At 53.1% G+C, this 12,578-nt stretch carries 13 protein-coding genes; 8 read left to right on the top strand and 5 right to left on the bottom strand.

Annotated features, from left to right (window positions below):
* Positions 1–33: 33 nt before the first annotated feature.
* Together MKX64_RS03880 and MKX64_RS03875 are read left to right on the top strand one after the other, a co-directional pair.
* Positions 34–609 carry a GNAT family N-acetyltransferase gene (locus MKX64_RS03880; protein ID WP_341035362.1) on the top strand — a complete coding sequence of 192 codons (576 nt, stop codon included), beginning with the start codon at positions 34–36 and terminating at the stop codon, positions 607–609.
* 56 nt (positions 610–665) lie between these two features.
* A complete protein-coding gene (locus MKX64_RS03875) occupies positions 666–830 on the top strand; it encodes a hypothetical protein (RefSeq protein WP_155618672.1) in 165 nt (54 codons plus the stop codon).
* Here the strand turns inward: MKX64_RS03875 and MKX64_RS03870 are convergent.
* Together MKX64_RS03870 and MKX64_RS03865 are read right to left on the bottom strand one after the other, a co-directional pair.
* Entirely contained in the window at positions 809–1,186 is a 378-nt protein-coding gene (locus tag MKX64_RS03870; protein WP_341035361.1) for a hypothetical protein, read from the bottom strand. The two genes, MKX64_RS03875 and MKX64_RS03870, sit on opposite strands and share 22 nt — an antisense overlap.
* Before the next feature lie 412 nt (positions 1,187–1,598).
* Entirely contained in the window at positions 1,599–3,740 is a 2,142-nt protein-coding gene (locus MKX64_RS03865) for an alpha-amylase family glycosyl hydrolase (RefSeq protein ID WP_095399009.1), read from the bottom strand.
* Positions 3,741–4,062: 322 nt separating this feature from the next.
* Here MKX64_RS03865 and MKX64_RS03860 point away from each other — a divergent pair, with 322 nt between their 5' ends.
* The 4 genes from MKX64_RS03860 (at position 4,063) to fhuB (ending at position 8,255) form a co-directional block, all read left to right on the top strand.
* On the top strand, positions 4,063–4,638 hold the full coding sequence (locus MKX64_RS03860; RefSeq protein WP_155618669.1) for a hypothetical protein: 576 nt from the start codon (positions 4,063–4,065) through the stop codon (positions 4,636–4,638).
* Positions 4,639–4,721: 83 nt separating this feature from the next.
* Positions 4,722–4,928 carry a hypothetical protein gene (locus MKX64_RS03855; protein ID WP_341035360.1) on the top strand — a complete coding sequence of 69 codons (207 nt, stop codon included), beginning with the start codon at positions 4,722–4,724 and terminating at the stop codon, positions 4,926–4,928.
* Positions 4,929–5,106: 178 nt separating this feature from the next.
* On the top strand, positions 5,107–6,150 hold the full coding sequence (locus MKX64_RS03850) for an ABC transporter substrate-binding protein (RefSeq protein ID WP_413773630.1): 1,044 nt from the start codon (positions 5,107–5,109) through the stop codon (positions 6,148–6,150).
* Positions 6,147–8,255, top strand: a complete 2,109-nt coding sequence (fhuB, locus tag MKX64_RS03845; RefSeq protein WP_341035359.1) for a Fe(3+)-hydroxamate ABC transporter permease FhuB — start codon at positions 6,147–6,149, stop codon at positions 8,253–8,255. The genes MKX64_RS03850 and fhuB overlap by 4 nt, the downstream gene beginning before the upstream one ends.
* 130 nt (positions 8,256–8,385) lie before the next feature.
* Here fhuB and MKX64_RS03840 read toward each other — a convergent pair whose 3' ends face one another.
* Together MKX64_RS03840 and MKX64_RS03835 are read right to left on the bottom strand one after the other, a co-directional pair.
* A complete protein-coding gene (locus MKX64_RS03840; RefSeq protein WP_341035358.1) occupies positions 8,386–9,168 on the bottom strand; it encodes a GNAT family N-acetyltransferase in 783 nt (260 codons plus the stop codon).
* The gene (locus tag MKX64_RS03835) at positions 9,158–9,847 is read right to left on the bottom strand and encodes an HAD family hydrolase (protein WP_341036235.1); all 690 of its coding nucleotides are present in this window, start codon (positions 9,845–9,847) and stop codon (positions 9,158–9,160) included. Before MKX64_RS03835 ends, MKX64_RS03840 begins: the two co-directional genes overlap by 11 nt.
* A gap of 141 nt (positions 9,848–9,988) precedes the next feature.
* On the opposite strand from MKX64_RS03835, the gene MKX64_RS03830 reads away from it, so the two are divergent.
* A complete protein-coding gene (locus tag MKX64_RS03830) occupies positions 9,989–10,336 on the top strand; it encodes a hypothetical protein (RefSeq protein WP_341036233.1) in 348 nt (115 codons plus the stop codon).
* A 142-nt stretch (positions 10,337–10,478) separates the two neighbouring features.
* Here MKX64_RS03830 and MKX64_RS03825 read toward each other — a convergent pair whose 3' ends face one another.
* Positions 10,479–11,324, bottom strand: coding sequence for a nucleotidyltransferase domain-containing protein (locus tag MKX64_RS03825; protein ID WP_095399013.1), 846 nt, complete (start codon positions 11,322–11,324; stop codon positions 10,479–10,481).
* Positions 11,325–11,521: 197 nt separating this feature from the next.
* On the opposite strand from MKX64_RS03825, the gene MKX64_RS03820 reads away from it, so the two are divergent.
* On the top strand, positions 11,522–12,382 hold the full coding sequence (locus MKX64_RS03820; RefSeq protein ID WP_341035357.1) for a phosphotransferase: 861 nt from the start codon (positions 11,522–11,524) through the stop codon (positions 12,380–12,382).
* The last annotated feature ends 196 nt before the right edge of the window (positions 12,383–12,578 follow it).

Raw genomic sequence — 12,578 nt, 5'->3', positions numbered from 1 at the left:
TAGATAAGGGTGATTCCAATCGAAGCCATATGCATGAAGCCAATTCATAAGTTCACATCTGAAGAGCAGCATGAGCTTGGGGATTGTAGATACGCAACACATCTACAGTACAAGGTAACTAAAATTGATAGCGAAGAAAGAACCATAATCGACATTCAGCTGGTTGAACTTGAAGAACCGTATCATAAAGCATACACAGCCAGTGAAGATGATTGGGAGCTTTATAGCAGGATTGCTCCCCAGGGATATTCATTAGGAGCCTATATAGGCACTTCATTAGTTGGTGTAGTCATAGCTGAGGAGGTAAAGTGGAATAATACCGTATTGATTTGGCATTTTCAAGTTGCAGAAGACTATAGAAGAATGTCTGTGGGTCGACAGTTGATGGAAGAATTAGTACGTCTTGCAGAGGGAAACGGAATCCGAGCTATCAACCTGGAAACGCAGAATACCAATGTGAATGCGATAAGGTTCTATAGAAAATGTGGATTTGAAATAGAAGGAATTGATCTATCCTATTACACGAACGATGATGTATCAGATGGAGAAGTGGCCATTTTTATGAAAAGAAAAATTAAAATTCGGGCAACAGGGCAAGGGTTAAAGTAAATGGTATCTGTGTTCGAATTTTATCCGATATGAACGAATCCCCGTTGCATGGAGGGATGCTGCATGTTGTTATGGTCATTCGGGATTTCTTCATGCAGCTCAATCCCGCTGTCTACTACATCACGGATCATTATCGCAACGCCCCCTATGTGCTTGTGCGCCTGTCCGCTGCCCGGCAGCCGATGGGGGGGCGTGATCTTTACTTGGCGCGGACGATATGATCAAAAAACGCCTTAACCTCCTCAATATCCTGCGTGTCTACAACAATCCCTTTATCATTCGTCACTAACATGGTCGGGAATTTCTTGACCTTTATTTTTTTGGCTCTTTTCTCGTTATCCACTCTCGTCACATCATACACCTGGATGCCTTTAATCACGGTCAGCAATTCATCGCTTGAGTTCATATAGTCAAGCAGCTCCATATCGAGCGGGGTTCGCTCTTCGTAAAATAAGTGAATCACATAGGTATCGCTGGAATCCGAGAGAAAGTAATCCATAGCCGCCTCTCTATTAGAGCTGCTGCATCCTACTGTCAGCCATAACGCCATAACAACAAGCCATACCGTCTTCTTCATAGGGTTCACCTCATGGTATTTCTAAGATCATTCTTCACTTATCTTGGTTAACGCGGAGTATAATTTCTCAAAAACATAGCTTCCATTATCTTTGATTTTATATTTCGTATGATCAACTATAAGTTCTCCTTCTTCATTGATGTCTAATGTGTAGTCATCTAAAGAACCATTGTCGTCACGATAAAATATATACAAACTTAAAAAATGGGCCTTTCTAATCAATTATAAGGGATGAAATGCAGGAGTTTCCATTTATTTTATCGATAAATCCTGGGGGTACTTCTATGGTCAGTGACTGCACCTTAAGAATCGTGCGTGTGGAGGCAAGACCCTACAGCACCCTTCCCATATAACGTAAACAAGCGGTCCCGGGTCTCTACCCGGAGCCGCTTGCTTACCTTGCAAGTGACTATTAAGGCTGCCAGTTCACATTCACCGTTGCCGTGCCGCTGGTTGGGGTGGTGAAGGTTCGATTCGCGCCGCCTTCCCATGTGACAGTGGAGCCTTGCTTTTTCAGGAATTTAAATTCAATCGTTTGGCCTGCCGGAACGCTGACATCATAATACCAAGTCGGGTATTGGTAGACGACCTGATTATACATCGGGCCGATCGCGTTGTTCGGATCCCAGTTGCCCAGCTCGCTGACATTGCCCGTGAGGAACACATTCTGTCCCAGCGCCGTTGTGGCATTGTTGATTACGAACCGAACGGTGACCTGGTCTCCGGTCAGCACCTCGAAATTGTCGTAGATGTTGCTGGCTGCTCCGGCTGCGTTGGCAACTCTGATATCATAGATGCCGCCAGGGACCGCAGGGATTTTCACCTGGATTTGTGTATCTTCCCAAGCTACGATGTCCGCGCCAGTGACTGCCGTTGTACCGAAGTAAACCGTTCCCTTGCCGGAGCCGAATCCGCGGCCGTCAATCGTAATCGTGACCCCTGGCTTGGCCATCATCGGGCCGACATTGCCGATGATCGGAGCTGTGGCATCGGTTGTGTACTGCCATACAGCAGTGCCGCCAGGAGCCAAAGTAAAGTTGGAAGCTGCACCGCCAGCACCCACGGTTAACGTATTGCCGTTTAGAATTCCGCCGAGCACATCGTTATAGCTGCCCTGCGGGAGGGAAGTGACAAGGCCGGTAATCGAAGCCGGTGTGTTCATATTGCGGTTAATGGCAACAACGGCCACGTTATTGCCGAATTTGCGTTCATAGATGATCACATCGTTGTTGATCCAGCGCTCCTGTGTGGAACCGTAAGCGATGGCCGGGTTGGATTTGCGGAGCGGAGCGAGCTTTTGGATGACTTGATATGCGGTCGTCGTCGTGGAGAAGGAAGGAATCCGAGCACGGTTGTCCGGATCATTCCCGCCAGACATATACTGCTCGCTGCCGTAATAGATGGCAGGCACACCGCGTGAAGTCAGGGTAAAGGCCAGCGCCTGCTCCAGCTTCCGTCTGTCGCCATTGCTGGTGTGGAAACGCTCCATGTCATGATTGTCGATGAAGGTCACCTGGTCATTCACCTGGGCATAGTCTACTTCAGAGCCCTCCAGCATCGCTTTCAGGCCGTACATATTGTCGGTGTTGTCCCTGAACACTTGCCGGGCCTTCTGGGCAAAGCGGAAATCGAGCAGGCTCATCCCGGACTCGTTAGCGAATTGATGGTATTCCGGACTAATCTCATTGACGCCAAGGAACCATTCGCCGAAGGTGAAGACCGGCTTGTAGTTGTTAATGGTGGACATAAAGCTCTTCTGCCAGCCGAATGGCATATGCTTGACCGCGTCCACGCGAATGCCGTCAACCCCGAGGTCGAGCCACATTTTGATGGCATCCTTCAGATACACATCGACGCTGCTGTTGTTATGATTCAGGTCAGCCAGATCGTACAGGTTTTTATAAATGCCGTTCTCAATGGTGGAGAAATCCGTGCCGCCATAATGGTGGAACAGATTTTGGGTATCGTTGGTGTATCCGCCGAGCAGGTTGCCGTTATCGTACAAGCGGCCGTTCTCTGCAAAGGAAGGATCATCCGAAGAAGCCGGAGATGTATGGTTCGGTGCAAAGTCGATGATGACTTTTATGTTATGCGCATGCGCGGTGTCGATCAGGTTTTTGAAGTCCTGCATCGTCCCGTAGGCCGGATTGGTCTTCTTGAAGTCCCGCGCCCAGTAGCCGTGATAAGCCGTATTATTGACGCCGGAGTAGTTGATCACGCTGTAGATATTCTCGACAGGCTGTGAAATCCAGATGGCCGTAATGCCCATGCCGGTCAAATAACCGTCGTTGATTTTGTTGATGATGCCTTGCCAGTCGCCGCCGCAGTATAAGCGAAGATTCGTACATGATCCGTCAAATGCCGCGCCGGTCGGATTGTTGGCCGGATTGCCGTCCGAGAACCGGTCGGTGAAGATCTGATATATGACATCCGTGCTGAAATTCTGCTTGTTGGATACCGAGGTATCCGGGGCTGCGTGGACCGGGCTCAAAAGGCCCAGCGTGAGGGATAACCAGAGTGTCCATACGGCTGTTAGTTTCATAAATCTTTTCATACTATACCTCCTCATCGTATACAATGCTTGGGGATAACAGGCCTGTCCGTCGCTTTGGGGATCACCTCCTTCATCTCGGCTACATAAAAAACCCCGGCGTCTCTAATAGAGATACCGGGGTTGTTCCATACCGGGGTAAGGTAAGGAATGCATAGCCCTTAGCTTGTATGTAAGTATAGTGATGTGTTCTTGTTCATTTTATATGAAAGCGAATTCAAATGTCAATATATAACAATATTCTCAGATATATAGTATGATCGAGGGAGTGGGATTAAGGAGTCGAGACGGATCAGGAAGACTGCCTTATAGGGGGATCGACGCTATGAATGTTAAAGATTTTATCCGCCAATTCAATGCCCGTTATCCTGACGTGGACCGGTGTGCACGGAATAACAGTCGAGAGATTACAGAGCTGGAAGGAAGATTGGGCGTGCCGCTGCCGCAATCGTTCCGCATGTTTCTGAGCGAGCTTTCTAACGGGATGTTTCTGCTGGACAGCGAGCCGGTAGGAGGGTGCAGCAGCGAGTCCCCTTGCGGGGAGATCTGTATGACGAAGGTTATCCTGCCAGACCTCCCCGAGCAGGTAGCTGTCGCCGGATTAACAGAGAAGGTGGAGGCCAGTCGGCTTGTGTCCTTCACGATGTTCGATGCGGCTGCGTTATCCAATGACCACTGGGTGTTCATATATGAAGAGGGGATTCCGAATGACGAGTACAGACTCGGTTTTATAAGCCAGCGTTCGAAGTCGATCGTTACAACCCTGCCCAGCTTTGAAGAGTGGTTGACCATTCTTTGGCAGCATGATGATGAAGAAGGAGCGGGAGTGCCTGTATTTCATGCCCTCTATCCCAACGTTGAGGAAAGAGACAGGCTTCTGGAGCAGGATGGCGGAACATAATTATAGAGTCGTAACGGCTCTTAACGGCTCTTTCGATTTCGGATCAAGAGATACGTAACGAATAAATTAGAGGAGGCAAGAATATGAAGCGAATCCGTATTATCCGTCCTCATGAGGACGCAGGGCTGAACTATGTCGGCTGGCTGCTTTTTTGTGCGTTATCCTTGATCACCCGGGGAAAATGTCATTCCATTGAACATTTGAAGCTGCAATATGAGGTGAAGGTAAAGAAAGACAACCAGCTTCATGTTCGCATGCACGAAGGCGAGCACGAACGGCTGTTGCGCTAGCGGCAGCCTTTTTATATCACGGTTCCGAAGCAAGGGCAGGCAAAATTTTCACCGCTCGCTATAATTCTATTGACAATATAATTGAGAATGATTATCATTTTTATTGACGTCAATGATTGCAATGATGACATCATTCATGGATCACAATACATAGGAAGAATCGAGGGGGAGAAACACAGTGCGTAATGCCAAGAGTTTAGTAATGATTTTATTCATATTTGCAGTGGTTCTGGCCGGCTGCGGCGGAGGAGCCGGGGGAACGAGTCCTGCAGCCAATTCCGGAGCGAATGAGTCTGCTTCGAATGCGGGAGAGACGGGTCAAGGCGGGGACAATGCGAATAACAGCCCGCAGACCCGCAAGTTTGAGCATGCGCTTGGAGAGACGGAAATCACCGGCGTGCCGGAGCGTATCGTCGCGCTGGAGTGGGTGTACGCCGAGGATGTGCTGGCGCTTGGGGTACAGCCTGTCGGCATCGCCGATATTGAAGGCATGAACAAATGGGTGAACATCCCGGTTGAGATCGGGCCGGAGGTAACCGACATCGGTCTGCGTCAGGAGCCGAACCTGGAGATCATCGCTTCCTTGAAGCCGGATCTGATCATCGGCGTGAAGTCGACGGCGGAAGCGAACTATGATGCCCTCAAGAGCATCGCGCCAACTCTGATATTTGATCCCTATCCGGGCGAAGGGGAAGGCGATCAGTATGACGAAATGATCAATACCTTCAAGACCATTGCCGATGCGATTGGCAAGCAGGAGGAGGCTGAGCAAGTGCTGAGCAGCCTGGAAGAGACGTACGCGGATGCCAAGGCCAAGCTGGAGGCGGCCGGTATGACCGAGCGTCCGATCGTGCTTGCGATGGGGTACAGCAACCAGAATGCGGTGACATTCCGGATCTCCACGGACAATGCGCTCGCCATCAAAACGCTGGAGCATATCGGCCTGACCAACGCGTATAAAGCGAATCAATTCGAAATATACGGCTTCACAACGACGGATGTGGAGGCATTGCCGGCACTTCAGGATGCGAATTTCCTGCATATTATCCAGGAGACCGACAACATTATCGACAATCAGCTGAAAGACAATCCGGTGTGGAAAGGTCTGAATTTTGTAAAAGAAGACCGCGTCTACGCGCTTGGCGGGGACATGTGGCCATACGGCGGCCCGCTGTCCGCCCAGCTTATGGCGCAGAAGACAGCTGACCTGCTCGCGCAATGAGTTCCGCTCAGCATCCGGCTCAAGGCGCTCAGCCGCCGAGCATCCATCCGGCCCCGCCCGCCTCTACAGGTTGGAGGGGCTGGAAGCCGTTATGGGTGCTGGTTCTGGGCCTTCTATCCCTGATCGTACTTACGTTTGTCAGTCTGACCCAAGGGCTGGCTGATATCTCCGTCAAGACGGTAGTTCAAGCGCTGGTATCCCCGCAGGACATCGCGGACCACCATATGATCCGCAGCGTTCGCCTTCCGCGAACGGTCATGGGGCTGCTGGCAGGAGCGGCACTGGCGGTATCGGGTGTGCTGATGCAGACCGTCACGCGCAACCCGCTGGCATCGGAGACAACGCTTGGCGTCAATGCGGGCGCTTATCTCGCGGTAGTGGTCGGCCTGATCTTCTGGCCGGGACTGCTGCATCAATACGCGCTGCCTTTGGCGGTTGCCGGTGGGACGCTCGCAGCGGTCGCTGTGTATGCGCTGGCGGGGAGGTCCTCCGGTTCGCCGCTGCGGATTGCCCTGTCCGGCATGATTGTGACGCTGGTGCTTTCCTCCGTGACAAGTGCGCTCGTGCTGCTGAATCAGCAGACAACGCAGGGCATTTTTCTGTGGGGCTCCGGCTCCTTGATCCAGAATGACTGGGATGGTGTCGCTTTCTCCTGGCCATGGATTGTCGGCGGCCTGCTCGTGCTGTATGTGGCAGTTCGCCAATGGGACATTCTGCTGCTGAATGAGGAGTCCGCCCGCTCGCTTGGGCAAAAGGTGGGCACCGCCCGCTTGCTGGCGATGGGCGCAGCGATCGTGCTGGCATGCGTGACGGTGAGTGTTGTCGGGCCGATTGGGTTCATCGGCCTGATTGCTCCCCATCTCGTCCGTCTGTCAGGTGTCATCCGTCACGGCGGACTGATCCCGCTGGCCGCGCTATGGGGTTCCGCGCTGCTCGTGGGAGCGGATACGGTGGCCCGCATGTTCGTGAACGCTTATGGCGAGCTGCCGGTTGGAGCCATTACGGCCATGCTCGGGGCACCCTGCCTGATCTGGCTGGCGCTGCGCGTATCCCGCTCGATGATCGGAAGCCCGAGAAGCTCTGGAGGCTCCATGATGATGGGCGGAAGTTTACGGCGTGTGCCTTATCCGGTGTTGGTAGCGTTGTTCGGCACCCTGCTGGTGATCATCTGGATCCTCAGCCTGATGAGCGGCAGCCTGCGCATTCCGCTATCGGAAGTGGTTGCGGTTCTGACCGGTGGCGGGGAAGCGATGCACCGCCAGATCTTGCTGGACTTCCGATTGCCAAGATTGCTGACGGCAGGGCTGTCCGGCATGGCGATTGCCATTAGCGGAAGCTTGCTGCAGCAGGCCGTCTGCAACCCGCTCGGCGATCCGCAGGTCGTAGGCGTGACCAGCGGGGCTGGGGCGGGCGCGCTGCTGCTGATGGTCGGCTTCCCGCAGCTGTCGGCAGCCTGGGTGCCGGTGGGCGCGGTGCTTGGAGGCATCGCCGCCTCGGCCCTGGTGTACGCAGTCTCCTGGAGAAGGGGGCTGCATCCGACCATCCTGACTCTGGTCGGCATCGCTGTAGCCGCGCTCGGTTCCGCCATCATCAATCTGATGATTATTTATGCGAAGGTGGACGTCGCGCCAGCGTTATCCTGGATGGCGGGCAGCACCTACAATCGGACCTGGACCGAGGTGCAGCGGATCGTGCCCACCCTTCTCATTCTGCTGCCGATTGCCCTATGGCTTGGCCGCAGGGTGGACCTGCTTGCCTTTAGCGAGGAGAGCTCTACCGGCCTCGGCCTGCATGTGCGCAATGCGCGCCTGTATGTCGCCATCATCGCCGTGCTGCTCGCCTCGATCGCTGCCGCCAATGTCGGCTCGGTGGGCTTCATCGGACTTCTGGCGCCGCATGCGGCCAGAATGCTGGTCGGCCCGAACCACCGGCGGTCGATGCTCATTGCCGCACTGCTCGGCGGCATACTGCTGGCTGCGGCCGACTGGATCGGCCGCGTCGTCATCATTCCGAAGGAGCTGCCTTCGGGCATCGTGACCGCGCTGATCGGGGCGCCGTATCTGCTGTTCCTGATGTCAAGGAGCAGCAAGCTGAAGCGGAAATAGCGCGAGCAATACGGTTAGCGGCAATCCGGATTTCATTGATTCGCAGCAGCTATGTGCGTGAGCATGCATACGATAACATAAGAAGAGGATGTTCCCAGGCCGCATGGGCGGCTTGGGAACATCCTCTTTTTTATCCTATATTCAAGTTTTCCTTCACTCTGTACCAATACCGATAAGTCTCGGTGTAACCGAGCTTGCCATACAGCCTGAGCGCCGGAGCATTGCTGCATACGACTTGCAAGTAGCTGTGTCTGGCCCCGTGCTCCTGCCCCCATCTTAACAGATTCAGGATTAGCTGCTTGCCGAACCCTTGGTTTCGATAGCTTGGTGCCGTCACAATATTGTATAGACCGATGTAATCGCCTTCCAGTACGCCGAGACCGCAGGCGACAACCTGTCCCTCGTGGGACAGTGAAATGAATCCTTTTCTCGCTTTCATATTCGCCAGCATTCGGGTCAGGATCTGTGTATCCCGGTCTGTTACGCCGCTGATAGCGCAGTAATGCGCCATCCATTCCGATCCATCACCCTCATCGATGGTGACAGCAGCAGGTTCAGGCTCTGGCAGCTGCTCCCAATGCAACGTTAGGACACAGCATGTATCCGCTAACGAGTAACCCCGCTCCTCCAAGACGCGATCCAGATGAGCCGGATGCACCCCGGGTGTGATTTTAAAAATAGTCGGCAGCCGGTTCTCCGCATATATGCGCTCGCAATGGCGAATTTTCTCGATTACGTCCATGCTTGTCTCCGCGCCGGCTCCCCGGCCAGCGGGATATAGAGGACTGATAGAGTTGGCCCGTCTGGTATAACCGTCCGCGAAACGAAGCACCCACCCGTCGAACATAAGCGTGGATAAGGACGGCCAGTGATTGATCGAATATTCCTCCAGGAACCGGTACCTACTGTCCACGTTGAGTCTCCAGTCCCTTGGGGGCGGCCTCGGCCAGCAGGTGCATTAATTGCTCGACACTATGTACGATGTGGGCCGGATTCTCGCTCCTCAGTTCCTCGATTGATCCGTAGCCATAGGTGACACCAATCGCATCGATGCCGGTCCGGTTCGCCCCGATCAAGTCGTGCTTTCGGTCGCCAATCATCACGAAATGCTGATTGTCATACTCCGGATATTGATCTAATATCGTTTGGATAATTTCGGCTTTGGCCGATCGGGTGCCGTCCAGATTGCTGCCAACCACAACGTCGAAATAGGCGTCGAGGTGGAAATGCTGCAATATTTTTTCGGAGAATACCGTAGGCTTCGAGGTCGCCACGGCCAGCACCTTGCCGCGTTCCTTAAGCTCTGCCAGCAGCTCGGGAATCAGAGGGTAAAGTTCATTCTCATACATGCCGGTCGCCTGGAATCGTTCGCGATAATAGGCTACAGCCTGGCTGGTCTGTTCTGCGTCAAAAGCATACATCGTGGAGAAGGACTCCTGCAGCGGCGGGCCGATAAAGCCTTCAAGCTGGTCCAGATCGGGCTCGATGATCCCCATGTTCTCCAGCGCATATTGAACACATCTCGTAATCCCTGCCTTGGGGTCAGTCAACGTGCCGTCGAGGTCAAACAGAATGACTTGATAATGATTCAGCATATCGATCTCCCTTCCACCCGTGTACTGGGGGCTGCTTCCATGCCCAAAAAAACAATAGAATTGCTTCTGGAGTTCCATTATAATGCTTCTCATAGCGAAATGGAACGTAACGAGATTAAGATAGAAGGAAGGGTTACGATGAAGGTGACCACCTTATGCGGCTCCACGAAGTTCAAACCGCAATTCGACCTGGCGAACGCGTTTCTGACGCTGCAAGGCCATCTTGTGTTCGGACTGGCGTTTTTCGAGCAGAGCGAAGGCTTCGAGATTACCCGTGAGCAGGCGGAGCTGCTGGGAGAGCTCCATTTTCGAAAAATAGATCGGTCTGATGAAATCTACGTGATCGATGTCGGGGGATATATCGGCGACAGCACCAGACGAGAGATCGAGTATGCCAAGCAACAGGGCAAGGCTGTCCGGTATTACTCCAGCGGCGGGATTCCGGATTCCCTGGACCAGATTGTAAGCTTAACGGCTGGGAAGTAACGTGGGTGGAAAAAAGGGGACCCGCAGGTCCCCTCATGCTGCTCCAGCACAGCTGGAGCGGCAAATCTGGAGCATCTGGCTAATTTGGCAAATGCCAGGCTCCAATGCTCGCTCGAACTCCATGCTCGCCTATATGCTCGCGCTAATTCTGGACTTCGCCGAGCAGCGCTCCCGTTTCACCCACCAGATCCTCCAGCAGCTTGATCGCCTGCCCGGTGTTCTCGGGGTTCGTCGATAGCAGGCTGAAGAGATGGTCCACCCTGCGCTTGTAGTCCGCAGGTCGGTTGGCGAATCCGTCGATCATGCGCACCGCCTTCTTTTCATTGATGCAGTATTCTTCATTGAGGGCAAACAGCACCTGATTCAGACAGGAGATGCTGCGGAAGCAGTGGCCTGCCACGTAGGACAGGTCATCCTTATCCATATTCTTCTCGGCAAAGCGATGAGAGAACGAAGCCTCGAACATGAAAAAGCCGGTGATCGCATCCTTCAGCGGCTTCGGATACGGAAGGGTCTGCGCCTTCAGCCTGGCGATTTCCCCGTCGGGGTCGCTTAATATGCGGCAGGCAGCGACCTCGCCCATATACATCACGTTCAGATAAGCATGGGGATGCCCGGTGTGATAATGGCTCGATACGTTGCCGGATCGGCAGTCCTCCATAACCTTCTTCACTCTGTGAATATCCCGGAACAAGAGATCGACGTGATAGCCTTGGACGATGAGCCAGGCGCCGCCATTCACCCAGGCTCCCCACTCGCCAGGCGCGGCAACCAGCTTCTCTCTGTGCTGGTCATCAAGCCGGGTAGCCGCGATGTTTACTTGCTGCAGATCAAATCCTGCCGATTCATCATAATAGATGCCGATATCGATATCGGAATGTTCATGCGATGTGCCTCTCGCCCTGGAACCTCCGAGAACGATGCCAACGATGCCGGGGATGTCTGCCAGCTCTTTGGTGACTTGCTGTATGATATGTTGAACGGTCATCTTTCTTTCAACTCCCTCATGATAGTTCATTGTTCATGGCGTCTGCTTCTTACTTATTCATCAGTCCGGTGCACCTCCTGCTATGTTGCTGTCCGCTCCCCGGCGTATTCTTATATGAATCAAGTGTATCATGTTTTGGCTCTGACGTAAGTTCACGATAACCCCGTAACGATCTTATAGAAGGAGGATGACTTCAGTTGGAGAATTGGTTTGACGCGATTGCGTGGATTGAACAGGATGATCGAATGCGGGATTTTCGACAGGAGGACATGACAGTAGAGGCTATGACACATGGGATGGAGGCGGAAGTCTATAAGCTAAGCTCCCGGCAGCAGAGCGCTGTGCTCAAGCTGTGGAATCGCCATTCAAGACCTGATGTCGGACTTCAGTACCAGTTGCTGCTTATGCTGCATGAGCAAGGGCTGCCGGTATCCCGGCCGCTGGGCTGGGGGCGTGATCCGAACGGAGCTTCCGCTTTGCTGACCACCTATGACGGTACTGAGCTGACTAAAGTCAATACAGCGACCATGACCCGGCTCGCGCATATGCTCTCAAGCCTGCATCATATGCAAGCCGCACCTGACCTTAAGCTGCGGTTACCTGCAAACGATGATGTGAATTATTTCTTCCCTGCGATTCATGAGCATCCGGACCTGGATCGGGCACTGAGAACTGTACTTATGACGACCCCGGTGGGTCACGGACATATCATTCATGGCGATTTCCATATCCGCAACATTCTTGAGCAAGATGGCAAGTTTACCGTGATCGATTGGACAAACGCGCGGCTGGGCGAGGCGGGGTATGATTATGCCTGGTCTCTCCTGCTGACAAGAATCTACATTTCCGAGCGTCTGGCCACTTCATTTCGGGCGGCGTATTTATCGGCGTTTCCCCTGCCAGCGGAGCATCTTGAAGGCTGGGAAGCGCTGGCATGTCTCCGGTGGGTGCTGCTGCACAGAACCGGGGCTGTACCGGCTGACGATCGCATACGGGCGAGGGCCCGGGGCATAATGTCCGGCAATGCGCATCTGATCGGATATAAGCTGGAGCTATAAATGTGCGTATTTAGGAAAAAAGAATCAGACAAACCTGTTTCCAAACCGCTGAACCGGTTTAAAATACATAAGATGTGCTAAATTTATCGGTTGGTTTGAATTCACAAATGTTGGATGGGGGGTACGCCGTTTTTCATCCCTCATCATAAAATAAGTTAAGGTATAATAGGCGATAGCAGGAGGTGTAAGCAGTAGC

Origin of the sequence: Paenibacillus sp. FSL M8-0334, from assembly GCF_038000405.1 — a bacterium.
Taxonomy (GTDB): domain Bacteria; phylum Bacillota; class Bacilli; order Paenibacillales; family Paenibacillaceae; genus Paenibacillus_AQ; species Paenibacillus_AQ campinasensis.
Note: the sequence above shows the minus strand (reverse complement) of the source record. Positions and strands in the feature narration are given on the sequence as shown.

Excerpts from the sequence above, each read along its gene's own strand:
- MKX64_RS03880 (WP_341035362.1), top strand. The coding sequence starts at position 34 with ATGAAGCCAATTCATAAGTTCACATCTGAAGAGCAGCATGAGCTTGGG.
- MKX64_RS03855 (WP_341035360.1), top strand. The coding sequence starts at position 4,722 with ATGAAGCGAATCCGTATTATCCGTCCTCATGAGGACGCAGGGCTGAAC.
- MKX64_RS03875 (WP_155618672.1), top strand. The coding sequence starts at position 666 with ATGCTGCATGTTGTTATGGTCATTCGGGATTTCTTCATGCAGCTCAAT.
- MKX64_RS03870 (WP_341035361.1), bottom strand. The coding sequence starts at position 1,186 with ATGAAGAAGACGGTATGGCTTGTTGTTATGGCGTTATGGCTGACAGTA.
- MKX64_RS03830 (WP_341036233.1), top strand. The coding sequence starts at position 9,989 with ATGAAGGTGACCACCTTATGCGGCTCCACGAAGTTCAAACCGCAATTC.
- MKX64_RS03860 (WP_155618669.1), top strand. The coding sequence starts at position 4,063 with ATGAATGTTAAAGATTTTATCCGCCAATTCAATGCCCGTTATCCTGAC.
- MKX64_RS03865 (WP_095399009.1), bottom strand. The coding sequence starts at position 3,740 with ATGAAAAGATTTATGAAACTAACAGCCGTATGGACACTCTGGTTATCC.
- MKX64_RS03825 (WP_095399013.1), bottom strand. The coding sequence starts at position 11,324 with ATGACCGTTCAACATATCATACAGCAAGTCACCAAAGAGCTGGCAGAC.
- fhuB (WP_341035359.1), top strand. The coding sequence starts at position 6,147 with ATGAGTTCCGCTCAGCATCCGGCTCAAGGCGCTCAGCCGCCGAGCATC.